General features: G+C 66.4%; 21 protein-coding genes. 11 read left to right on the forward strand and 10 right to left on the reverse strand.

Annotated elements, in window-relative coordinates:
* Nucleotide 1 precedes the first annotated feature (1 nt).
* On the forward strand, nucleotides 2-718 hold the full coding sequence (locus IEX32_RS11795; protein WP_188771727.1) for a YjbE family putative metal transport protein: 717 nt from the start codon (nucleotides 2-4) through the stop codon (nucleotides 716-718).
* Here the strand turns inward: IEX32_RS11795 and IEX32_RS11800 are convergent.
* Together IEX32_RS11800 and IEX32_RS11805 are read right to left on the reverse strand one after the other, a co-directional pair.
* Nucleotides 715-1,683, reverse strand: coding sequence for a quinone oxidoreductase family protein (locus IEX32_RS11800; RefSeq protein ID WP_188771728.1), 969 nt, complete (start codon nucleotides 1,681-1,683; stop codon nucleotides 715-717). The two genes, IEX32_RS11795 and IEX32_RS11800, sit on opposite strands and share 4 nt — an antisense overlap.
* A gap of 91 nt (nucleotides 1,684-1,774) precedes the next feature.
* Nucleotides 1,775-2,476 (reverse strand): dienelactone hydrolase family protein, encoded by a 702-nt coding sequence (locus IEX32_RS11805; RefSeq protein WP_188771729.1) that lies wholly within the window; start codon nucleotides 2,474-2,476, stop codon nucleotides 1,775-1,777.
* A 106-nt stretch (nucleotides 2,477-2,582) separates the two neighbouring features.
* Between IEX32_RS11805 and IEX32_RS11810 the strand changes: the two genes are divergently transcribed.
* From IEX32_RS11810 to IEX32_RS11835, 6 genes are all read left to right on the forward strand, one after another.
* Complete coding sequence (locus IEX32_RS11810; protein ID WP_188771730.1) at nucleotides 2,583-2,855, forward strand: DUF6489 family protein; 273 nt, start codon at nucleotides 2,583-2,585, stop codon at nucleotides 2,853-2,855.
* A gap of 39 nt (nucleotides 2,856-2,894) precedes the next feature.
* Entirely contained in the window at nucleotides 2,895-4,172 is a 1,278-nt protein-coding gene (gene mnmE / locus IEX32_RS11815; protein ID WP_188771731.1) for a tRNA uridine-5-carboxymethylaminomethyl(34) synthesis GTPase MnmE, read from the forward strand.
* 70 nt (nucleotides 4,173-4,242) lie between these two features.
* Entirely contained in the window at nucleotides 4,243-6,090 is a 1,848-nt protein-coding gene (gene mnmG, locus IEX32_RS11820; RefSeq protein ID WP_188771732.1) for a tRNA uridine-5-carboxymethylaminomethyl(34) synthesis enzyme MnmG, read from the forward strand.
* A complete protein-coding gene (gene rsmG / locus IEX32_RS11825; protein WP_188771733.1) occupies nucleotides 6,087-6,728 on the forward strand; it encodes a 16S rRNA (guanine(527)-N(7))-methyltransferase RsmG in 642 nt (213 codons plus the stop codon). The genes mnmG and rsmG overlap by 4 nt, the downstream gene beginning before the upstream one ends.
* Entirely contained in the window at nucleotides 6,725-7,501 is a 777-nt protein-coding gene (locus IEX32_RS11830) for a ParA family protein (protein WP_188771734.1), read from the forward strand. Before rsmG ends, IEX32_RS11830 begins: the two co-directional genes overlap by 4 nt.
* Nucleotides 7,498-8,481, forward strand: a complete 984-nt coding sequence (locus IEX32_RS11835; protein ID WP_188771735.1) for a ParB/RepB/Spo0J family partition protein — start codon at nucleotides 7,498-7,500, stop codon at nucleotides 8,479-8,481. Before IEX32_RS11830 ends, IEX32_RS11835 begins: the two co-directional genes overlap by 4 nt.
* 77 nt (nucleotides 8,482-8,558) lie before the next feature.
* On the opposite strand, the gene IEX32_RS11840 is transcribed toward IEX32_RS11835, so the two are convergent.
* Both IEX32_RS11840 and msrC read right to left on the reverse strand, forming a co-directional pair.
* Entirely contained in the window at nucleotides 8,559-9,200 is a 642-nt protein-coding gene (locus IEX32_RS11840; RefSeq protein WP_188771736.1) for a glycine zipper 2TM domain-containing protein, read from the reverse strand.
* Between the two features lie 146 nt (nucleotides 9,201-9,346).
* Nucleotides 9,347-9,829, reverse strand: coding sequence for a free L-methionine (R)-S-oxide reductase MsrC (gene msrC / locus IEX32_RS11845; protein WP_188771737.1), 483 nt, complete (start codon nucleotides 9,827-9,829; stop codon nucleotides 9,347-9,349).
* Between the two features lie 61 nt (nucleotides 9,830-9,890).
* On the opposite strand from msrC, the gene IEX32_RS11850 reads away from it, so the two are divergent.
* Nucleotides 9,891-11,351, forward strand: a complete 1,461-nt coding sequence (locus IEX32_RS11850) for a PQQ-dependent sugar dehydrogenase (RefSeq protein WP_188771738.1) — start codon at nucleotides 9,891-9,893, stop codon at nucleotides 11,349-11,351.
* 9 nt (nucleotides 11,352-11,360) lie between these two features.
* Here IEX32_RS11850 and IEX32_RS11855 read toward each other — a convergent pair whose 3' ends face one another.
* A complete protein-coding gene (locus IEX32_RS11855; protein WP_188771739.1) occupies nucleotides 11,361-12,185 on the reverse strand; it encodes a DUF815 domain-containing protein in 825 nt (274 codons plus the stop codon).
* 109 nt (nucleotides 12,186-12,294) lie between these two features.
* Here IEX32_RS11855 and IEX32_RS11860 point away from each other — a divergent pair, with 109 nt between their 5' ends.
* Nucleotides 12,295-13,260, forward strand: coding sequence for an L-threonylcarbamoyladenylate synthase (locus tag IEX32_RS11860; RefSeq protein ID WP_188771740.1), 966 nt, complete (start codon nucleotides 12,295-12,297; stop codon nucleotides 13,258-13,260).
* Between the two features lie 112 nt (nucleotides 13,261-13,372).
* On the opposite strand, the gene IEX32_RS11865 is transcribed toward IEX32_RS11860, so the two are convergent.
* From IEX32_RS11865 to IEX32_RS11885, 5 genes are all read right to left on the reverse strand, one after another.
* Nucleotides 13,373-13,705 carry a DUF6726 family protein gene (locus IEX32_RS11865; protein ID WP_188771741.1) on the reverse strand — a complete coding sequence of 111 codons (333 nt, stop codon included), beginning with the start codon at nucleotides 13,703-13,705 and terminating at the stop codon, nucleotides 13,373-13,375.
* 117 nt (nucleotides 13,706-13,822) lie between these two features.
* Nucleotides 13,823-14,356 (reverse strand): CarD family transcriptional regulator, encoded by a 534-nt coding sequence (locus IEX32_RS11870; RefSeq protein WP_188771742.1) that lies wholly within the window; start codon nucleotides 14,354-14,356, stop codon nucleotides 13,823-13,825.
* A gap of 324 nt (nucleotides 14,357-14,680) precedes the next feature.
* A complete protein-coding gene (gene fdxA / locus IEX32_RS11875; protein WP_188771743.1) occupies nucleotides 14,681-15,019 on the reverse strand; it encodes a ferredoxin FdxA in 339 nt (112 codons plus the stop codon).
* A gap of 18 nt (nucleotides 15,020-15,037) precedes the next feature.
* Nucleotides 15,038-15,331 (reverse strand): RNA-binding S4 domain-containing protein, encoded by a 294-nt coding sequence (locus IEX32_RS11880; protein WP_188771744.1) that lies wholly within the window; start codon nucleotides 15,329-15,331, stop codon nucleotides 15,038-15,040.
* Between the two features lie 27 nt (nucleotides 15,332-15,358).
* Nucleotides 15,359-17,914 (reverse strand): helicase-related protein, encoded by a 2,556-nt coding sequence (locus tag IEX32_RS11885; RefSeq protein ID WP_188771772.1) that lies wholly within the window; start codon nucleotides 17,912-17,914, stop codon nucleotides 15,359-15,361.
* Nucleotides 17,915-18,096: 182 nt separating this feature from the next.
* Here IEX32_RS11885 and IEX32_RS11890 point away from each other — a divergent pair, with 182 nt between their 5' ends.
* The gene (locus tag IEX32_RS11890) at nucleotides 18,097-19,761 is read left to right on the forward strand and encodes a M23 family metallopeptidase (RefSeq protein ID WP_229736336.1); all 1,665 of its coding nucleotides are present in this window, start codon (nucleotides 18,097-18,099) and stop codon (nucleotides 19,759-19,761) included.
* Nucleotides 19,762-19,820: 59 nt separating this feature from the next.
* The gene (hemB, locus tag IEX32_RS11895) at nucleotides 19,821-20,816 is read left to right on the forward strand and encodes a porphobilinogen synthase (protein WP_188771746.1); all 996 of its coding nucleotides are present in this window, start codon (nucleotides 19,821-19,823) and stop codon (nucleotides 20,814-20,816) included.
* Nucleotides 20,817-20,819: the final 3 nt, after the last annotated feature.

Genomic DNA, 20,819 nt, shown 5'->3' on the forward strand with positions numbered 1-20,819 from the left:
CTTGAGTATTCTTGTGACATTGGCCGCCGGCGCTTCGCTGGGCGGGCCTGCCGAGATCTGGCAGCACATCGTCAACGACTTTTCGAACATTACCGAACCGGCGGCCCTGGCGGCGTTCGGTCAGGTGCTGATGATCGACCTCCTGCTTGCGGGCGACAACGCGATCGTCGTGGGCGCGCTGGCGGCGGGGCTTCCTGCTGCCGATCGCAAGAAGGTCATTCTCATCGGCATCGGCGCGGCGCTCGCCTTGCGTATTGTCTTTGCCCTGACGGTGAGTTGGCTGCTCGGGATTGTCGGATTGATCTTCGCCGGCGGCCTGCTGCTGCTCTGGGTCGCCTGGAAATTCTGGCGCGAACTTCACCATGGTGGTCAGGAGAGCACGGGTTCGCCCGAAGTCCAGGGTGACGAACACAGCGGTCTTCACTCGGCGAAGACTTTTGCAGGGGCCGCGTGGGCGGTAGCCGTCGCGGACGTTTCGATGAGCCTCGACAACGTGCTCGCGGTTGCCGGAGCGGCACGCGACCATCCGGGCATCCTGATCGTAGGCCTGCTGCTTTCCGTCCTTCTCATGGGGATCGCGGCGAATTTCATCGCACGCTACATCGAGCGCTACCGGTGGATCGCCTATCTCGGGCTTGCCGTGATCGTCTATGTCGCACTGAAGATGATCTATGAGGGCTGGGTGGACCCGGCGCTCGGCATCAGCTCGCTGTTTTAGGGGATAAGGATTGTCGAGCCCGTCGTCGCGCGGTTTTCCAGCGCGCGATGGGCTTCGGCGGCCTCGGTCAGTGTAAACCTGGCTCCGATTTGCGGTTTGAGTACGCTGCTGCCAATGCGGTCGAACAGTTTGGCTGCATTGGCCGCCAGCATCTCCGGTGTCGCGATATAGTCGGTGAGCGTGGGCCGTGTGACATAGAGCGAACCGGCGCGCATCAGGTCGAGCAGGGTGATGGGCGGCACGGCGCCCGAGGCATTGCCGTAGCTGACCATCATGCCGCGCGGTCGCAGGCAGGCCAGCGACGTTTCCCAGCTTGCCGCGCCAACGCCGTCATAGACGACATGACACATCGCGCCACCGGTGATCTCCCTGACGAAACTTTCCAAGTCATTGAAACTGCATGACAAACTGTGAATGCCCGGCACGGTTTCGGCCTTTTCGGGCGAGCCGGAGTGGGCGATGACCGTAACGCCCTTGTCGAGCAACCACGGCACCAGCAGCGAACCCACGCCCCCCGCGGCCGCGTGAACGAGCGCAACGTGTCCTGCCCGGGCCGGAAAGGTATCCTCGGCCAGATAGCAGGCGGTAAGGCCCTTGAGCAGGACGGCAGCGGCAATCTCCGGTGCAATTCCTTCGGGAATGCGAATGGCCGCATCGGCCCGGACGATACGGTGGGTGGCGTAGGCGCCGCCGTTTTGCGTGCAGCCGATGCGGTCGCCGACAGCAAGGTCACCTGCTTCCTCGCCCACCGCGATGATCCGCCCGACGCTTTCGGATCCCAGTCGGATCGGCAGGGGGTCGGGATAGAGGCCCTTGCGATAGTACGTGTCGATGAAGTTCAGCCCGACCGCGTCATTTTCGATCAATACTTCACCCCGGCCGGGGGAGGGCACTTCGAAGTCCTCCCGTTCGATCACTTCGGGCCCGCCATGACGAGGCGAAATCATCCTGTAACCGGTGGTCATGTCATGGGTCTCTGTATCACCGATGGTAACCTGACGGTGCGAGTGCAGCGGGCGGTTACCGGCGCCCGCTGCGACAAGCCTGATCGCGCAATCAGCCTACATGTTCCGCCAGGAAGGCGACGGTCCGCTCGTCCGCCAGACTGGCGGCCGCGTCGTCGCGTCGGGAACCGAGCTCGGCGGCAAAGCCGTGGTCGAGGCCTTCATAGTCGTAGATCGTCACCTTGGGATGGTCGTCGAGGCCTTCGTGCATCGCTTTCTGCGCCTCGGGCGGGACGAAGCCGTCGGCGGTAGGCACGTGCAGCAGGAGCGGCCGGGCAATCGCGTGCTTTTCATTGAGCATCTGGTCGATGCCCACGCCATAGTATCCGACCGAGGCATCGATGTCGGTTCGCGCCGCGGCCATGTAGGCGATCTTGCCGCCCATGCAGAACCCGACGAGGCCCACCTTGGGCACGCCCATCTCGCGTTGCACCCAGTGGATCACCGCTTCGATGTCGCGGATCCCGAGATCGAAATCATGCTTCATCATGTAGCCGACCGCTTTCTGGAATTCCTCGGGCTTGTCGGGATCGAATTCGATGCCGGGCTGCTGACGCCAGAATGTGTCGGGCGCGACCGCGAAGTAGCCCTTGCTTGCCCAGCCGTCCGCCTTCTTGCGGATGCCGGCATCCACACCGAAGATTTCCTGCTGGACGATGATCGCGCCGCGTGGCGTTCCTTCAGGCTTCACGACATAGGCCGGAATCTTGCCGTCACCGTCCAGCGCGGGGATTTCGGTGTTTGTGGTGGTCATGGAACTCTCCTGGTTGGCCGTTGTCCCGTGGAGTTAGGCACGGACGATGGACTTTGCCAAGCGCATGTGTCAGCTATGATACGCAAAATTTGCAAGGGAGGCCCGCATGAAGGTCAATGTCGAGGTGGAATGCTCTCCGGAAGAGGCCCGACGTTTTCTGGGCTTGCCTGATGTCACCAAGGCCAACGAAGTCTACGTCGACGCCATCACCAACGCCATGCAGGGTGTCGGCAGCTTCGAGCAGCTCAATGACGTGGCAAAGCAGATCGCTCCGGTGGGCCAGTTCGGCCTGAAGCTGTTCCAGCAGATGTTCGAAAGCGGCGCGCAAATGGCGATGAGCGGTGCCGGGAAAAGCAAGTCCAAGAAGGAAGGCGAATAGCCTCTTTCCTCGGTCCGTCCCGCAGGGCATGGAATTTCCATGACCGACACGATTTTTGCGCTTTCGAGTGGTCCTCCGCCGGCAGCGCTCGCGGTGCTGCGCGTGAGCGGCCCTCAAGCGGGCGCCGCGATTACTTCATTGGCCGGGACTTTGCCGTCACCGCGACGCGCGAGCGTCCGCACATTGCGCGATGCCGAAGGCGGCGTTCTCGACCGCGGGCTGGTCCTCTGGTTTCCCGGTCCGAATACGGCGACGGGCGAGGACCTCGCGGAATTCCACCTCCATGGCGGACGGGCGGTCGTCACGACGGTCGAGCACGCGCTTGCGGGGTTGCCGAAGTTGCGCCGCGCAACTCCCGGGGAGTTTACCCGGCGCGCCTTTGCAAACGGCCGCATCGATCTGGCTGAGGCCGAAGGGCTGGCCGATCTGCTTTCCGCCGAGACCGAACTCCAGCGCCGCAGCGCGCTGGCGATGGCCGAGGGAAGCTTCTCCGGCCAGGTCGAGGCATGGCGAGAGCGGGTTCTGGCGGCGTCGGCGGCAGTGGAGGCGGTACTCGACTTCGGGGACGAGGACGACGTGTCCGAGCTTCCCCCCGGCTTCAACCGCAACCTTGCGATGTTCCACGTGGAACTTTCGGAATGGCTCACGCGCCCCCGCGCGGAGCGGCTGAAGGAGGGCTTTCGGGTCGTCCTTGCCGGTCCGCCCAATGCGGGGAAGAGCACCCTGTTCAACGCGCTCGTAGAGGATGAGGCGGCCATTACGGCGCCGCTTGCCGGAACCACGCGCGATGTCCTGACCCGCGCGGTCGCCCTTGACGGCATGCCGTTTGTCTTTGCCGATACCGCAGGGCTCCGCGACGAGGCGGGGGATGAAATCGAAGTGATCGGCATCTCGCGGGCAAGGGCGGCACTCGCTGAAGCCGATCTGGTCCTCTGGCTCGGACCCGACGGCGAAGGCCCGCAGGGGGCATGGGAGATCGCCGCGCAAAGCGACCGCGCCGACAGCCTGCCCAAACGCGACCCGCGCCACCGGGTTTCGGCCTTGACGGGAGAAGGGCTTGACCGTCTGCGAAGCGATCTGGTGGCGACGGCGGCGACAATGATGCCGCGTCCGGGTGAAGCCGCGCTCAATCGCCGGCAACACGCACTGATCGGCGAGGCCGCGACCGCGGTGGCCGCCGCCGGACGCGAGACCGATCCGCTCCTGGCGGCCGAAGCCCTGCGCCTGGCACGGGTGGCATTCGACGCGCTGATCGGCCGGACGACCACGGAAGACATGCTCGACGCGCTGTTCGGCCGCTTCTGTATCGGCAAGTAACCGGCGTCTGTTTCACGTGAAACACTGCAAGTGCTTTGACGCGAATCCCGCGCTGGAGTAAGCGCACGCGATGCAGTTCTTCGACGTGATTGTGATTGGCGGCGGCCATGCCGGCTGCGAGGCGGCCGCCGTGGCCGCCCGTATGGGCGCGCGCGCCGCGCTGGTCAGTTTCGACATCGAGGCCGTCGGCGCCATGAGCTGCAACCCGGCGATTGGCGGTCTGGGCAAAGGCCATCTCGTGCGCGAGGTCGACGCCTTCGATGGACTCATTGCCCGAGCAGCGGACGCGGCCGCAATCCACTATCGCATGCTCAATCGCTCGAAAGGCAGCGCCGTTCACGGCCCGCGCGTGCAGGCCGATCGGCGGCTGTTCAAGGCAGCGATCCATCGTCTTCTCAAGACGCAGGGCGACCTGACGCTGATCGCCGGCGAGGCCTCGGCGCTGGTTCTCGACGGGGGCAGGGCGGCGGGCATCGAACTGGCGGATGGCACTCGCCTTGGCGCCGGCGGGGTGGTCTTGTGTACGGGCACATTCCTCGGCGGCACCCTGTTCAGGGGCGAGGAACGGATCGTGGGTGGGCGCATCGGCGAGGCCTCGGCGCAGAAGCTGGCGGCACAGATGCGCGAGGCGGACTTGCCCATGGCGCGGCTGAAGACGGGAACGCCGCCGCGCCTCGACGGGCGTACGATCGACTGGTCGCGCCTGGGCGAGCAGCCTTCGGATGACGAGGCGTGGACCATGTCCGCAATGGGCGGGCGCCGCGCGAACCCGCAGGTCTTCTGCGCGATCACGCGGACCAACGCGCGCAGCCACGACGTCATCCGCGCGAACCTCCATCGCTCGCCGCTTTTCAGCGGCGCGATCGCAGCACAGGGCCCGCGCTACTGTCCGTCGATCGAGGACAAGATCCACCGCTTCGCGGACCGTGACGGGCACCAGGTCTTCCTCGAGCCCGAAGGGTTGGACACCCACCTCGTCTATCCCAACGGTATCAGCACGTCGCTGCCGGCGGATGTCCAGCTCGAGATGCTTCGCACGATGGAGGGGCTTGAGGCGGTCGAAATGGTCGTGCCGGGCTATGCCGTCGAGTACGATCACGTCGATCCGCGCGCGCTGCGCACCAGTCTCGAGCTGCGCGACATTCCGGGTCTCTATTGCGCAGGCCAGATCAACGGCACGACCGGCTACGAGGAAGCGGCCGCGCAAGGGCTCGTCGCGGGCATGCACGCGGCCGCCAAAGTGCTTGGCCGCGAAACGGCCGCGCTCGATCGGGCGAACAGCTATATGGCGGTGATGATCGACGATCTGACGCTGCATGGCGTGAGCGAGCCTTACCGGATGCTGACGGCGCGCGCCGAATATCGTCTTCGCCTTCGGGCGAACAACGCCACGACGCGCCTCACACCGCTGGCGCTTTCCATCGGCGCTGTCGGTCCGGCGCGGCAGGCGTGGTTCGCGGGGCGGGAGGAGAGCAGGGCTGCGCTCGGCACGGCTTTTGACAGGCCGGTATCGGCCGGTGAGCTTGCGGCCGCCGGCCTGCCTGTGCGCACCGATGCCGGGCGCCTGCCGATCCGGGAGTGGCTGCGTTTCGGCGGGGTGGACCTGCAGAATCTTTCACCATGGATCGCGCCTGAGCTGCTGGCGGACGGGACACTCGCGGAGGAGGTCGCGGAGGACGCGGCCTATGCTCCCTATCTTGAACGCCAAGAGCGCGAGCTGCGCGAGCTTCGGGCGAGTGAAGCCCTGCCGCTGCCCGAGGATTTTCCCTACGCCGATATTCCGGGGCTTTCGCGCGAAATGGTGGAGCGCCTGACGCGCGCGCGCCCCGAAACGCTCTCTGCCGCCGGGCGGGTTCCCGGCATCACCCCTGCGGCGCTCGCGGCGCTTCTGGTCCATGCGCGGCGGGTGGCTGCTTGATTGCGACCGAGGATGAAGCGCGGGCATGGCTGCTGAACCTGCCCGAGTGCGACGCGGCCGCCATGGCGCGGCTGGAGTTGCTGGTCGCGATGCTGCGGGAGGAGAATGCGCGGCAGAATCTCGTCTCGGCCGCAAGTCTCGACGAGGTCTGGCTCAGGCATATCGCGGACAGCGCCCAGCTTCTTCCGCAGGTTCCACGTGGAACCACGCTTCCATGGATGGACCTCGGCACCGGGGCGGGCTTTCCTGGTCTCGTGATCGCTGCGCTGCGCCCCGAATGCGAAGTTCTCATGGTCGAATCGCGAAAGCGCCGAATCGATTGGCTGGACCGGGCGAGAATCGCCATGGGGCTCGAAAGGGCGAGGGTCGTCGGCCAGAGGGTCGAAATGGTCGAATCCCGTCCGGCGAGTGTCATTTCAGCACGCGCATTTGCCCCTTTGGAGCGCTTGCTGGTGTTATCCGCGCGATTTTCCACAGCTGACACGGTCTGGCTGTTGCCCAAAGGGCGTTCGGCACAGCAAGAATTGGATGACCTTCGCAAGTGGCGGCATGTGTTCCACGTGGAACAGTCTCTTACGGACCCGCAAGCAGGCATTATTGTCGGCACCCTCGCCGGCAGGAAGGGTAAGGCCAAGTGATCCGAATCGCGATTGCCAACCAGAAGGGAGGCGTCGGCAAGACCACCACGGCGATCAATGTCGCCACGGCTCTTGCTGCGACCGGCTGGAAGACCCTGCTCATCGATATCGATCCCCAGGGAAATGCCTCCACGGGAGTCGGCGTTTCGGCATCGGCGCGGGAATATTCCTCCTATGATGTGCTGGTCGACCAGGCGGCGATCGAAGGATGCGTCATGCCCACGAGCATTCCGGGCCTCGATATTCTCCCGGCAACGGTTGACCTTTCGGGGGCCGAAGTCGAACTCGTCGGCGCCGATGATCGCGCGCACCGTCTCCAGCAGGCGCTGCGCAAGGACATCGGCTACGACGTCTGCCTTATCGACTGCCCGCCTTCGCTCGGCCTGCTCACGCTCAATGCGCTGACGGCCGCCGATACCCTGCTGGTGCCGCTGCAGTGCGAGTTCTTCGCGCTTGAAGGGCTGAGCCAGCTTCTCCAGACGGTCGAGCGGGTGCAGCAGCGGTTCAACCCCGATCTGGGCATCATCGGCATCGCGCTTACCATGTTCGACCGCCGCAACCGTCTCACCGATCAGGTCTCCGAAGACGTACGGTCGTGCCTGGGTCAGCTGGTGTTCGAAACCACGATCCCCCGCAATGTCCGGCTCTCCGAAGCGCCCAGCCACGGCGTCCCGGCGCTGATCTACGATCACGCCTGCGCCGGCAGCCGCGCATACATGGCGCTGGCCAGGGAACTGATCACCCGACTGCCCGAGAAGAGGAAAGCGGCATGAGTGACGAATCGATTGTCCGTATCAGCTTACCCACGGCCGAATACGGCAACGCGCCCAGGCCGGCCCGGCAGAAGCCCAAGGGTCTCGGCCGGGGGCTCGGTGCGCTGCTCGGCGAATCGCGCCGGGAGGAACCCGTTGCCCATTCGGCAGATCAGGGCGATGCAAACGCCGCGCCGAGGGCAGGGGACCTGGCCTCGCTCGCGGTCGCTGACATAACGCCGCATCCCGATCAGCCGCGCCGCATTTTCGACGAGGAGGCGCTGGACGAACTGGCGGCGTCGATCGCGCAGCGCGGGGTGATCCAGCCCATCATCGTTCGCCCCATGGACAATGGCCGCTACCAGCTCGTCGCTGGCGAACGGCGTTGGCGCGCGGCGCAGAAGGCGCAGCTGCACGAGATTCCCGCGCTGGTGCGCAATCTCACCGAGCGCGAAGTGATGGCTCTGGCGTTGATCGAAAATCTCCAGCGTGAGGATCTCAACCCGATCGAAGAGGCGCGCGCCTACAGTCGCCTCGCCGAGCTTGAGGGCATGACCCAGGCCGAGATCGCGCAGATGGTCGACAAGAGCCGCAGCCATGTCGCGAATTTCCAGCGCCTGCTTGCACTACCCGACGATGTGATCGGCATGGTCGAGAAGGGTGATCTCTCGATGGGTCATGCCCGCGCGCTGATCGGTTGCGATGATGCTGCCGAGATTGCCGGGACTGCCGTCGCCCGGCAGATGTCCGTGCGGGACGTAGAGAAACTAGTGCGCAAGAAGGCGCGCGGCGAAACCGCGCCGCGCCGCGCCCGCACGGCTCGCAGCGCGTCGGACGATGCCGATATCGCTGCCGTGCAGAGCCAACTTGAGGAATGCCTTGGCCTGCCGGTGAAGATCAACGCCGATGCCGATCCCAAATCCGGCACGGTGACGATCAAATACGGCACGCTGGACCAGTTGGACCTGATCTGTCAGCGTTTGACCGGCGGTTCCATATAATACACTGAATTATAACGGATATTTCGCGACGCCGCAGAACGCAGGCCTGCGGCGGCGTGCTTGCATCTCGCGCCGGTCTATTTGATCGGAACGCGCTTGTCCGGGACGATCTTGCTCGGCCTGGGAATGTACCGCCTGCTCGGCGCCGGGCGTGCCGGGACGTCTTCGTAAACGTATTCGATGGTCTCGGTGCATTCGGGCTCGGCCCGGGCGACGGGAACCATCATTACCGGTCGGGCGGCCATGCAACAGCCCGCGGCGGGATAGCCGTAACCCTGCGGATAGCCATGGCCCTGCGCGTAGCCATGGGCGGGGTAGTAGCCGCCATGGGTATAGCGCGCGTAGTAATCGTCGAGGTAGGCCTCGCATTCGTCGCGGTTGCGGTTCGCGTCCTCGGCCTTGTCGATTGCCGCGCCCGCGGCCGCGCCGACCGCCGCTCCCGCGATTGTGCCGACAGCGCGGTTACCCGAGCCGGCGATCCGGTTGCCCGCCAGTCCGCCCACGACCCCACCGATCACGGCGCTGCCCAGGCCCGAATCGCGAGCGGAAAGGCGGTGACGGCAATCGGCCAGCCAGGCCTCGCGAGCAGCCGGATCGAAGCCGTAGCGCATGTCGCTGCGATGAAACGCCGGCTCGGCGCCGTAGCCGTCATGGGCGAGCGCCGGCTGGGCGGTCAGAACCGTTGCCGTGGCAACGGCGGTCAGGAGGGGAAGACGCATCCGGATTGGCCTTTCGCGAGAACGGACGGGTAAGTCCTGTCAGTTAACGCGAAATTTAGCATCGTAAGGTGCGGAAAACCAAGCGCCTGAAGGCGTGGTCGTGCGCGGTGTCCCGATTCGGCGCAATGCCGGAGGGATGGTGCGGCCTAGATTGCCATGGCGGCGACTTGCGCCACCAGTTGCATGCCGCTTGCGTCCTCGTCGTCGAACCGCCCCGGTGTCGGGCTGTCGAGATCGATCACCGCGATGACCCTGCCGCCGGACACAATCGGCACGACCAGTTCCGACCGGGTCTCAGCATCGCAGGCGATGTGGCCGGGGAAGGCGTGGACGTCGGGCACAATCTGCGCAGCGCCGCTGGCAGCGGCTGTGCCGCATACCCCGCGCCCGAAGGGTATGCGGATGCAGGCCGGCTTGCCGATGAAAGGGCCGAGCACCAGCTCGTCGCCGATGGCGCGGTAAAATCCCGCCCAGTTGAGGTCCGGCACGAACTGCCAGATCACCGCCGCCAGGTTTGCCATGTTGGCTACCGAATCGCGTTCGCCGTCGACAAGGGCCTGCGCCGCGCGGGCCAGCGCGCTGTAGAGGACGGGCTTCTCGAGATCGGGATCGGGAGCGAAGTCGAACATGGATCGGCGTTAGCCCAACGCGAGGTTGCCGCATAGGCGGCGAACGCGTATTTCGCTCGGCATGCGATCGATCCTTCTCAGGGCCCTGGCGGTCCTCGCCGTAATCGTCCTGGTCATCATCGGCGTGATTGCCTGGGCGCAATACTCCAACAGTTCCGACCTGCCCGGCGACGCCACCACCGGCAAGGAGCCGACGCTTGTCGATCCGGACCCGCAATGGATCCCCAGCGTGAGCCTGCCCAGGACCATCGGATGGGAGGGCGATCAGACGCCGAAGGCCGCAGAGGGTCTTGCTGTGGCGCGGTTCGCCGAGGGGCTCGACCACCCCCGCACCATGCTGACGCTGCCCAACGGCGATGTGCTCGTGGCCGAGACCAATGCACCTGCCGGGAGCAAGCCGCAGGGTATCACGGGCGCCGTGATGAAATGGATGATGGACCGGGTTGGCGCGGGCGGGCCTTCGCCGGACCGGATCGTGCTGCTGCGCGATGTCGATGGCGACGGCAAGGCCGAACAGCGCTTCGATTTCCGGACGGCAGACATGCGCTCGCCCTCGGGAATGGCCTATGGCGAGGGCAAGCTCTACATCGCCAATCACGATGCCGTGCTCCAGTTCACGTTCGAGCCGGGCGCAACGCAGTTGGAGGGTACGCCTAAAAAGCTGATGGACCTGCCGCCGGGGGGCAACCACTGGATGCGCAACCTGCTGCTGAGCGGCGATGGCAAGCAGCTCTACGTCGCGGTCGGTTCGGCCACGAACATCGCCGACGACGGCATGGCGGCAGAGGCGGGCCGCGCGGCGATCTGGGAGATCGACACCGATACCGGCAATCGCCGCCAGTTCGCTGCCGGCATGCGCAATCCCAACGGCATGGGCTGGAATCCCTCCACCGGGGAACTGTGGGCCACGGTGCAGGAGCGCGACATGCTCGGGCCCGATCTCGTGCCCGATTATCTCACCAACGTGCCGGTGGGGGTGCAGTACGGCTGGCCCTGGATCTACTGGAAGAACATCTACGACGACCGCGTCGAGTGGCCGATGCAGTACGGCATGGGCGATTATACCCGTAAGCCCGAATATGCCCTGGGCGCTCATGCCTCGGCGCTTGGGCTGGTATTTGCCGAAGGCGGCCAGCGCATGGGGCCGCGCTTCGCCAATGGCACCTTCATCGCCCGGCACGGTTCGTGGAACCGCCGTCCCGCGGTCGGCTACGATGTCGTGTTCGTGCCTTTCGACGACAACGGTAATCCCCGGGACGTGAAGCCCGTGCCCGTACTCGGCAGCTTCCTCACTGACGGTTCGACCCATGGCCGACCGACCTGGGTGGCCTGGGACCGGACAGGCGGCCTGCTCGTCAGCGATGACACCGCAGGCGTGATCTGGCGGGTGTGGGCGCCGGGCGCCGAGCCGTCGCCGGCGCCCGGGAAGGTCGAGACCGAACAGCTCAAGCCGCTGACCGAGATCAAGGATCCGACGCAGCTCAAGCCCGAGGATCTCTTGCGCGCGATGATGGAGGACTGATCGGGCCGGTCAGAGCGCCTTGCCCGTACGGCCTGCCAGTTCGTTGACATATTGCCAGGCCACCCGGCCCGAACGCGCACCGCGGCGGCGTGACCATTCGAGCGCGTCGCCGGTTTCCCATGCCAGGCCGAATTGCGTGGCATAGCCCTCGATGATGGCGAGGTAGGCGTCCTGATCGCAGTTGTGAAAGCCGATCGAGAGGCCGAAACGATCGGCCAGCGCAAGCCGGTCGTCCACCACGTCGCGAGGGTTTATCGGGTCGTCCTGCTCCGACATCGAGCGCGCGACGATCGCCCTGCGGTTCGAGGTCACCGCCAGGCGCACGTTGGCCGGGCGGGCCTCGACCCCGCCCTCCAGCCAGGAGCGCAGCAGGCGCGGGCCGCTGGTCTCGCTCTCCTCGAAGCCGAGGTCGTCCACGAAGACGAGGAAGTGCCGGTCGATATTCCCCAGCGTGGTGAAAAGCCCGGCGACGCCCGAGAGCGCTTCCTGCGCCACCTGCACGAGGGCGATGCGGCCGGCATGGCTCTGCTGCGCTGCGCGGATCGCGGCGCGCAGGAGCGCGGACTTGCCCATGCCGCGTGCGCCCCAGAGCAGCATGTCATGCGCGGCATGGCCGGCGGCCAGGCGGGCGACATTGGTGACGACGCGTTCCTTCTGGTCGTCGATTCCCCGAAGCAGGTCCAGTTCCGGCGCTTCGAGGTGCGACACGGCGCGGGCGCTGCTGCCGGTCCAGACATAGGCCGGGTGAGCGAGCCAGTCGGTCGTGGGCGCCGGCGGCGGTGCAAGGCGCTCCAGAGCGTTGGCGATGCGGGCAAGCAGGTCAGGGTTCGTCATGAGTGATCTTCGCAGGCAGAGGGACGGGAAACCAAGGCTGCTCATCGCCGGGCTGTCCCGCCGGGCGCTTTTCCTTGGCATTTTGCGTTTCCGGCTATAGCGGCGCTCCATGGACCATTCCAGCGAACATGGACCGGCAAGCGGCCCGACGCTGCTGCCCGCCGATTCGGTGGGGGTAGGGGAAGCCGTGCGGCTGCTGCGCGAGGGAAAGCTGGTCGCCGTGCCCACGGAGACCGTCTATGGCCTTGCCGCCCGTGCCGACCGGGACGAGTCCGTCGCGGCGATCTACCGGACGAAAGGGCGGCCGAGCTTCAATCCGCTGATCGTTCACGTCGCCGATCTGCCTTCAGCGCGCCGCCTTGCTGAATTCGATGATCGCGCCCTGCGGCTCGCGGAACGGTTCTGGCCCGGGGCGCTGACCCTGGTGCTTCCGCTGCGTCCCGGCGCGCCGATTGCCCCGGCCGTGACCGCCGGTCTGCCGACAGTGGCGCTGCGTTGCCCCGCGCATCCAGTGATGCGCGCGGTGATCGGCAAGGCCGGCCTGCCGTTGGCGGCCCCCTCGGCCAACCGCAGCGGCGGCGTCAGTCCCACGAGTGCCGCGCATGTGGCGGCATCGCTCGGCGCTAACGTTGACGCAGTGATTGACGGCGGCGTCTGCGAGGCGGGGCTGGAGTCGACGATCGTCGCCCTGCGCGATGGCGGACGCTGGCAGATACTGCGCCCCGGTCCCGTAACCGAGGCGCGGATTTCCGAAGTTCTCGGATGCGCAAGCGACGCCGTGACGTCACAGGCCATCGAAGCGCCGGGGCAGCTTGCGAGTCACTACGCGCCGGGCAAGCCGGTTCGGCTCGGGGCCGTCACGGCCGAAGCGGACGAATTTCACATAGGCTTCGGAAGCGTCGCGGGCGATGCGACGTTGTCGGCCTCCGGGGATCTGACCGAGGCGGCGTCGCGGCTCTACGCCTTGCTTCACGAGGGAGCCGCTTCTCCCCGCCCGAGGATTGCGGTTGCGCCGGTTCCCGAGGAGGGCATCGGCGCCGCGATCAACGACCGGCTGCGCCGCGCCGCATCCTAGAGTGTTTCCGACTTTGATTGCATCAAAGCCGACACTCTATGCATTTGTTTTACCGTGATTTCCGAGTCAGCAGGCGGTTCCACCTGCTTCGAAATCACTCTAGGCGCCGCGCTCACCTCGGTTCGTAAGGCACCGAGGGCATGAGCTGCTGGATCTCGGCGTAGTCGTCGCGGGCCTTCAGGCACGAGCGGCTGTCGCCCTCGTTGCACTCGCGCATATGCCTGTCGTGCTGGCGTTGCAGCTTGCCCAGACGTTCCTCGCGCTTGCGGATTTCGCGGCCCCGCTTCTCGTCGGCCTCGGACTGGCTGGTGGTCATCATGTCGACCCCCTTGCCGGCCACGCGAACGGGCGCGGTGGCGACCTTTGCGACGGTTGAGATACAGCCGGAGAGCACAGGGGCTGCGGCAAGGGCGAGGACCGCGAGGGGCAGGGCGCGTGGCATCATCGGGGCGGACCCTGTCACGGGAAATGTTTCATCGCAATGAATGCGTGCCTGAAAAAACGAGAAAGGGGCCGCGACCTTTTCGGAAGCAGCCCCTCTCGATGGCGGCGAAGCCGCCGGTCAGACGGTTTCGGCGCTCTCGTAGTACTTGGGCGCGTACTCGTTGAGGATCGCCAGGATCTTCTGCAGCGCCGCCGGCTCGTCGGTCTTTTCCATGGCCGCGAGTTCGCGCGCGAGACGCGAAGAGGCCGCTTCGAAGATCTGCCGTTCCGAGTAGCTCTGCTCCGGCTGGTCGTCGGCGCGGAACAGATCGCGGGTCACCTCGGCGATCGAGACGAGATCGCCCGAGTTGATCTTGGCTTCGTATTCCTGGGCACGGCGCGACCACATGGTGCGCTTGACCTTCGGCTTGCCCTTGAGCGTGTCGAGCGCCTCGCGCAGGGTCTTGTCCGAAGACAGCTTGCGCATGCCGATCGATTCAACCTTGTTGACCGGAACGCGCAGTGTCATGCGCTCTTTCTCGAAACGCAGCACGTATAGCTCGAGCTGCATCCCGGCAATTTCCTGCTTCTGCAACTCGACGACACGGCCCACCCCATGCTTGGGGTAAACAACGTAATCTCCAACATCGAAGGCTTCGGCCTTGGTTGCCATGTATCGTCCTTTCACCTGCAGGTTCGTTTGTCATATCCGCGGCGGGAGATACCGTGGTGGTGCGACTAGGAGGCGTTCAGCCGCCTCCGCCACCCGGTCAGATCACTCCCCCAACCGTTTGCTTTCGAACCCTGCCTCGCAATGGAAACACCTGCCAAACAGGCAATGCCCGGGCAGTCGGCCGATTATATAGCATGGATGTGACATAATTACCAGAGGTCAGCGAATGTTTACGCTAACGCACCACGCCCGGCACGCAGGAGCGTGTCGAGGTGTGCTGGGAAAATGTCCGTTCGGAGGCAATCGCCTCCGGGCAGGCAAGGGTCAGTCGCCTTCGCCGGGTTCGGGCGAGAAGTACTTTTCGAACTTGCCGTCCACGTTCTTGAACTCGTCGGCGTCATCCGGCGAATCCTTCTTCGACGTGAGATTGGGCCATTCCGCCGAGTACTTGGTGTTGAGCTCCAGCCACTGCTCAAGACCGTTTTCGGTATCGGGCAGAATGGCTTCCGCGGGGCATTCGGGTTCGCACACGCCGCAATCGATGCATTCGCTGGGGTTGATGACCAGCATGTTCTCACCCTCGTAGAAGCAGTCCACGGGGCAGACTTCGACGCAATCCATGTACTTGCACCGGATGCAGGCGTCGGTGACGACATAGGTCATGGCTGCGAATTCCCTTTCTCAGGCATCATTACGGATGGTCGCTGCTATGGGATCAGCGGCCCCGCCGTCAAGCACTCTGTAACAGGACTGCGCCTCCGGAGCGGGTCCGCGCCTGCCCGGCAGCGCCACGATCTCGATCACGCGAACGCCCGAGCGGGCCGGCACCGTCAGCACGTCGCCTGCGCAAACCTTCTGGTGGGCGCGCTCCACGCGGCGGCCATTGATGCGCATGTGCCCCTCCTCGGCTATCCCCTGGGCGATGACGCGGGTCTTCGCGAGGCGCAGATACCAGAGAAGCTTGTCGATCCTCATGCCGCCTCGCTCATCCCCGCCGCCCGCTCAACCGCGCACCATGTCCGCCAGCGCCGCGAAGGCGCCGTCCTTGCGGACCGGCTTCGGCCGGACGTCCCCGGCCTGCCGGCGCGGGGGACGCCAGCGCCAGCGGGTCGGCGCCGGTGGTCCATGGGCTTCGTGCGCCAAGGCGCGCGGGGCGATCGGCTGAAACCCGGCAAGGCGCAGAAGCCGGGCATAGCTCTCGGTCGTCAGGCCCATCGAGACGGCTTTGGCCGGATCGAGCGCGAAGCTGGCCTTTCCGCCCCGCGCCCCGCGCGCCTCATGCGCCTCGCGCAGCAGCTTTTCGGCCATATCCAGCCGCACGAGCTGCTTGCCCAGGCCGCGATAGCCGGGGGGACGCTGCTCCCGCCTTGCGGGCAGGGCCGGGGGCATCTCCGTGGCAGGCACCCCGCCGCCCGGAGGCTTGCCGGCCACACGGGCCAATTCTCGCCAGAGCGCGATCGGAGCGGGCCTCAGCATGACCGGTACGAAGACATCGAGCGCACCCACGCGCACGCCGAGCCGGGCCAGCATCATGCGCCGTTGCTTGTCGAGCCGATCGACACCCGAAGCCTCGCGTGACGTCATGCCGCCGGCTTCGACCAGTGCGATCAGCAGGGCCCGCAGATCCGGTCCCGCTTCCTCGGACCGGCTCGCCTCGTCGAGCTTGCGCAGCGGGGCGAGCGGCTGGAGCGCGGTATCGAGCCAGGCCTCCAGCGCCGCGACGAGCGCCTTGCGCGATGGGCCGGGGATGGCATCGAGCGTGCGGTCGGGAACGAGCAGCGGCGAGAGCAGCGAACGGCCCGGCGCCAGCACGGCGAGACGTCCTCCGTCCCACGCTAGCGTGCCGCGATCGGATGTGATCTGTGCCGTTCCCGCGTGTATCGCCTCGACCAGCGCGTCGGCCCGCGCCTGCAGGAGCGAGGCGAGATGCCTTTCCGCCGCGGCCAGCAGCAACTTGCGGTCGCTCAGGCGCGCGGCGGGGTCGACGTGGAAGGCAAAGCCGCGCAGGCTGCCGATATGCTCGCCCTCGACCAGCACTTCCTCGTCTTCCATGCGTACCGAGAGCAGGCCGGTGTCGGGTCCGAGCTTCTTCATGAGCACGGCGGTCCGGCGGTTGATGAAGCGTTCGGTGAGCTTGCCGTGCAGGGCATCGGAAAGCCGCGCCTCCACCGCGCGGGCGCGCGCCGCCATTTCGTCGCGCGCCAGGACCCAGTCCGGGCGCTGGGCGATATAGGCCCATGAGCGGATCGCGGCGATGCGGCCTTGCAGCGTGTCGATGTCGCCGGCGGTTCGATCGAGCTGCGAGATCGCGTTGGCGACGTAATCCGCGCCGAGTTCGCCGCCGCGCAGGTCCTGCCAGAGGCGCGCGACGAAGCGCGCGTGAGTTTCCGCGCCCTGCTGGCGAAAGTCGGGCAGGCGGCAGACTTCCCAGAAGCGCTCGACCATGGCCGGGCCGTGGACCGTATCGATGGCCTGCGGTTCCTCGGCCAGCCGCCTGAGCACGGCCAGGTCGATCGCCTCGGGCGCGGGACCCAGTTCGGGCCGCTCCGGCGGTGTCTCGAGGTCCTCGATCAGGGTGGCAATGGAATCGAAGCGTGGCTCCGGCTCGCGCCAGAACAGCCTCGTCAGCGGCGGGAAGCGGTGTTCCTCGATCGCGTAGACTTCTTCCGGGTCGAAGTCGGAATCGTGACTGCCCGAGCCGGTCAGCGTGCCGAACGTCCCGTCCGTCTGGTGACGCCCGGCGCGGCCCGCGATCTGCGCCATCTCCGCCGTGGTCAGGCGGCGCTGGCGCACGCCGTCGAACTTGGAGAGGCCGGCGAAGGCGACATGTTCGACATCGAGGTTGAGGCCCATGCCGATGGCGTCGGTGGCGACGAGGTAGTCGACTTCGCCCGACTGGTAGAGCTGGACCTGCGCATTGCGCGTCTGCGGGCTCAATGCGCCCATGACCACCGCCGCGCCGCCGCGAAAGCGCCGCAGCATTTCGGCGATCGCATAGACCTGTTCGGCCGAGAAAGCGACGATGGCGCTTCGTGGCGGAATGCGCGAGAGTTTCCTGGCTCCGGCATGACTCAGCGTGGAGAAGCGCGGCCGGGTGATGATCTCCGCCTCGGGCACGAGCGCCCGGACCATCGGCTCCAGGGTGGAGGCGCCGAGAATCATCGTCTCCTCGCGGCCGCGCGCGTGCAGCAGGCGATCGGTGAAGACATGGCCGCGTTCGCGGTCGGCGCCGAGCTGCGCCTCGTCTATGGCAACGAAGGCGAGACTGCGATCTGTTACCGGCATGGCCTCGACCGTGCACAGCAGGTAGCGCGCGTGCCTGGGTTCGATGCGCTCCTCGCCGGTGATCAGCGCGACGTTGTTCTCGCCCTTGATCGCGCAGACCCGGTCATAGACCTCGCGTGCCAGCAGCCGCAGCGGAAAGCCGATCGCGCCGCTCGAATGGGCGCACATGCGTTCGATGGCGAGGTGGGTCTTGCCCGTATTCGTCGGCCCGAGCACGGCCTTCACCCCTGAGGGGGTGTCGCCGCGCGCCGAGACAGTCCGGTCGTGAGCCATTTCGCCGTCGAGTGTGGCATTGCCGCCCGCCGCTCGCAAGTGTCGGCTCGCCGAAATCGAGGGCGGTAATCCACAGCGTTAGGGGAGCCTTAACCTTGAGCATGCAGGAATTTTACCGAATGTGCCCCGGGGTGGGCGCGAGGCTCGCGGCAGAGCCCACAGTGGCGACGAGGGAAGGGCGCTTGTTCAAGGAGCTGGACGGGGACGCCGGCATTCATGCCGGGGAAGGATATTCCGGGGGCGCGGCGCAGGCGCCGTCCCTTTCGCATGCACAGGCGCTGCCGGATGCTGCTCTTGTGGAATCCCCGCCCCTGCCACGGCTTGAAGCAAACCGAATTGAGCAGGAGCCAGCACCGCTCCCCTGGCGCGCGCGCCTCGACAAGTGGAAGCATGACATCGAGGCCTGGTGCCACAACGTCGAACTGGCGCCGGATCTCGCTGCCGACATCGGCAGTCCGCGCTGGTACCGGGGGCTGGCCACGCTGTTCGGGCTGAGTGCCGCCGCGGTCGCCTTCTGGCCCAGCTTCTCCGCGGTCGAGGCGGCGACGCCGATACCGTTCAACGACCGCATCCGCGACGAATTCCGCAGCCAGACGATCGCGCCGCTCGCGCTGGGAGGCGATAGCGGCCGCAAGATGGGCGCCAGCCCGCTGGTGCATCCGCTCGCCCGTGTGCCGGAGCGGCCGATGATCCAGCTCGTCTCGACGCTGGGCCAGGGGGACAGCCTGCAGCGCATGCTGCAGCGCGCCGGCGTGGGATCGTCCGATATTTCGCAGGTCTCCGAGCTTGTCGCGCGCGCCGTCCCGCCCGGCGAGATCGCGTCGGGTACGCAGTTCGACATCACGCTGGGCAAGCGCCCGGCCGAAGGCGCGCCGCGCGCGCTCGATGAACTCGCCTTTCGCGCGAGATTCGACCTCGACCTTGCGATCGAACGCAACGACGGAGCGCTGACGCTGGTGCGGCACCCGATCGCGGTCGATGAAACGCCGCTGCGCATTCGCGGCACGGTGGGCTCCAGCCTCTACCGCTCGGCGCGCAACGCCGGCGCTCCGGTCGCGGCGATCCAGTCCTACCTGCGCGCGGTCGACAAATACCTTTCGCTCGAAAGCGATGTCACCTCAGGCGACGCGTTCGATCTGATCCTTGCCTACAAGCGCTCCGCCAAGGGCGAGCGGCAGGTGGGTGAACTGCTCTACGCAGGGGTCGAGCGCGACGGCAAGCCGCGCCTGCAGCTCATGCGCTGGGGCAAGGACGGGCAGATGTTCGCCGCTTCGGGAATTGGCGAGACACGCAGCGCGCCGATCGGCATGCCGGTCCCGGGGCGAATCACGTCCCGCTACGGCATGCGCCGGCACCCGATCCTGGGCTACAAGCGCATGCATGCCGGGATCGATTTCGGGGCAGGCTACGGCACGCCGATTCATGCCGTGAGCGAAGGAACCATCACTTATGCCGGCCGTCATGGCGGCCATGGCAACTACGTGCGCATCAACCATGGCGGCGGCATCGGCACCGGCTATGGCCACATGAGCCGGATCGCGGTGAAGAACGGCGCGCGCGTCCGGGCAGGGCAGGTCATCGGCTATGTCGGCTCGACCGGGCTTTCAACCGGGCCGCACCTGCATTTCGAAGCCTATCGGGCCGGCAGGACGGTCGATCCGATGAGCATTCGTTTCGTCTCGCGGCCGCAGCTCGACGGCAAGGAGCGCGGCGAGTTCAAGCGGCGGATGAATGCGCTGCTGGCGGTCGAGCCGGGCGCTGCCCTTGCCAATTTCGCGACGCGCGAGGAACAGCTCGCCGAGGCCGAACGCGAGATCGACCGGCTGGCGCCAAAGAAGATCGGCTGACCGCCCATCGGCCACCCGTCCGAATTGAACGAGGCCGAAATTTCGGGCAAGCACCCGGCATGACCGGATCCTATCCCCACACTCGACTGCGCCGCACCCGCGCCACGGCCTGGAGCCGCGCCATGCACCGCGAAAACGTGCTTACTCCAGCAGACCTGATCTGGCCGCTCTTCGTCACCGAAGGCGAGGGGGTGGAGGAGCCGATCGCCGCGCTGCCGGGCGTGTCGCGCTGGTCGGTCGATGGCGTGGTCGCGCGGGCGAAGGAAGCGGCCGAGCTTGGCATTCCATGCCTGGCGCTGTTTCCCAATACGCAGCCCGACCGGCGCAGCGAGAACGGCGGCGAAGCGCTCAATCCCGACAATCTCATGTGCCGCGCGATCCGTGCGGTGCGCGACGCGCTGGGCGACAGGATCGGCCTGCTCACCGATGTCGCGCTCGATCCCTACACCAGCCACGGGCAGGACGGGCTGATCGACGCCGCCGGTTATGTGCTCAATGACGAGACCGTCGAAGTGCTCGTCGGGCAGGCGCTCAACCAGGCGGCCGCGGGCGCCGACATCATCGCGCCCTCCGACATGATGGACGGCCGCATCGGCGCGATCCGCGATGCGCTCGAGGATGCCGGCCACGCCAACATCCAGATCATGTCCTATGCCGCCAAGTATGCCTCGTCCTTCTACGGCCCGTTCCGCGACGCGGTCGGATCGCGCGGACTGCTCAAGGGCGACAAGAAGACCTACCAGATGGACCCCGCCAACAGCGAGGAAGCCCTGCGCGAAGTCGAGATGGACCTGGCCGAAGGCGCGGACAGCGTCATGGTGAAGCCCGGCCTGCCCTATCTCGACATCGTCCGCCGGGTGAAGGAGACGTTCGAGGTGCCGGTCTTCGCCTATCAGGTCTCGGGCGAATACGCGATGATCGAGGCGGCCGTCGCGGCCGGGGCGGGGGACCGCGACGCACTGGTGCTGGAGACGCTGCTTGCCTTCAAGCGCGCGGGCTGTTCGGGCGTGCTGACCTACTACGCCGCCCATGCCGCGCGGTTGCTCAATGGCTGAAGC

It is taken from the genome of Novosphingobium endophyticum (assembly GCF_014640675.1).
Classification (GTDB): Bacteria; Pseudomonadota; Alphaproteobacteria; order Sphingomonadales; family Sphingomonadaceae; genus Novosphingobium; species Novosphingobium endophyticum.

Coding starts and splice junctions, on each gene's coding strand:
- IEX32_RS11800 (WP_188771728.1), bottom strand. CDS start 1,683: ATGACCACCGGTTACAGGATGATTTCGCCTCGTCATGGCGGGCCCGAA.
- IEX32_RS11805 (WP_188771729.1), bottom strand. CDS start 2,476: ATGACCACCACAAACACCGAAATCCCCGCGCTGGACGGTGACGGCAAG.
- IEX32_RS11810 (WP_188771730.1), top strand. CDS start 2,583: ATGAAGGTCAATGTCGAGGTGGAATGCTCTCCGGAAGAGGCCCGACGT.
- mnmE (WP_188771731.1), top strand. CDS start 2,895: ATGACCGACACGATTTTTGCGCTTTCGAGTGGTCCTCCGCCGGCAGCG.
- mnmG (WP_188771732.1), top strand. CDS start 4,243: ATGCAGTTCTTCGACGTGATTGTGATTGGCGGCGGCCATGCCGGCTGC.
- IEX32_RS11835 (WP_188771735.1), top strand. CDS start 7,498: ATGAGTGACGAATCGATTGTCCGTATCAGCTTACCCACGGCCGAATAC.
- IEX32_RS11840 (WP_188771736.1), bottom strand. CDS start 9,200: ATGCGTCTTCCCCTCCTGACCGCCGTTGCCACGGCAACGGTTCTGACC.
- msrC (WP_188771737.1), bottom strand. CDS start 9,829: ATGTTCGACTTCGCTCCCGATCCCGATCTCGAGAAGCCCGTCCTCTAC.
- IEX32_RS11850 (WP_188771738.1), top strand. CDS start 9,891: ATGCGATCGATCCTTCTCAGGGCCCTGGCGGTCCTCGCCGTAATCGTC.
- IEX32_RS11855 (WP_188771739.1), bottom strand. CDS start 12,185: ATGACGAACCCTGACCTGCTTGCCCGCATCGCCAACGCTCTGGAGCGC.
- IEX32_RS11860 (WP_188771740.1), top strand. CDS start 12,295: ATGGACCATTCCAGCGAACATGGACCGGCAAGCGGCCCGACGCTGCTG.
- IEX32_RS11865 (WP_188771741.1), bottom strand. CDS start 13,705: ATGATGCCACGCGCCCTGCCCCTCGCGGTCCTCGCCCTTGCCGCAGCC.
- IEX32_RS11870 (WP_188771742.1), bottom strand. CDS start 14,356: ATGGCAACCAAGGCCGAAGCCTTCGATGTTGGAGATTACGTTGTTTAC.
- fdxA (WP_188771743.1), bottom strand. CDS start 15,019: ATGACCTATGTCGTCACCGACGCCTGCATCCGGTGCAAGTACATGGAT.
- IEX32_RS11880 (WP_188771744.1), bottom strand. CDS start 15,331: ATGAGGATCGACAAGCTTCTCTGGTATCTGCGCCTCGCGAAGACCCGC.
- IEX32_RS11885 (WP_188771772.1), bottom strand. CDS start 17,914: ATGGCTCACGACCGGACTGTCTCGGCGCGCGGCGACACCCCCTCAGGG.
- hemB (WP_188771746.1), top strand. CDS start 19,821: ATGACCGGATCCTATCCCCACACTCGACTGCGCCGCACCCGCGCCACG.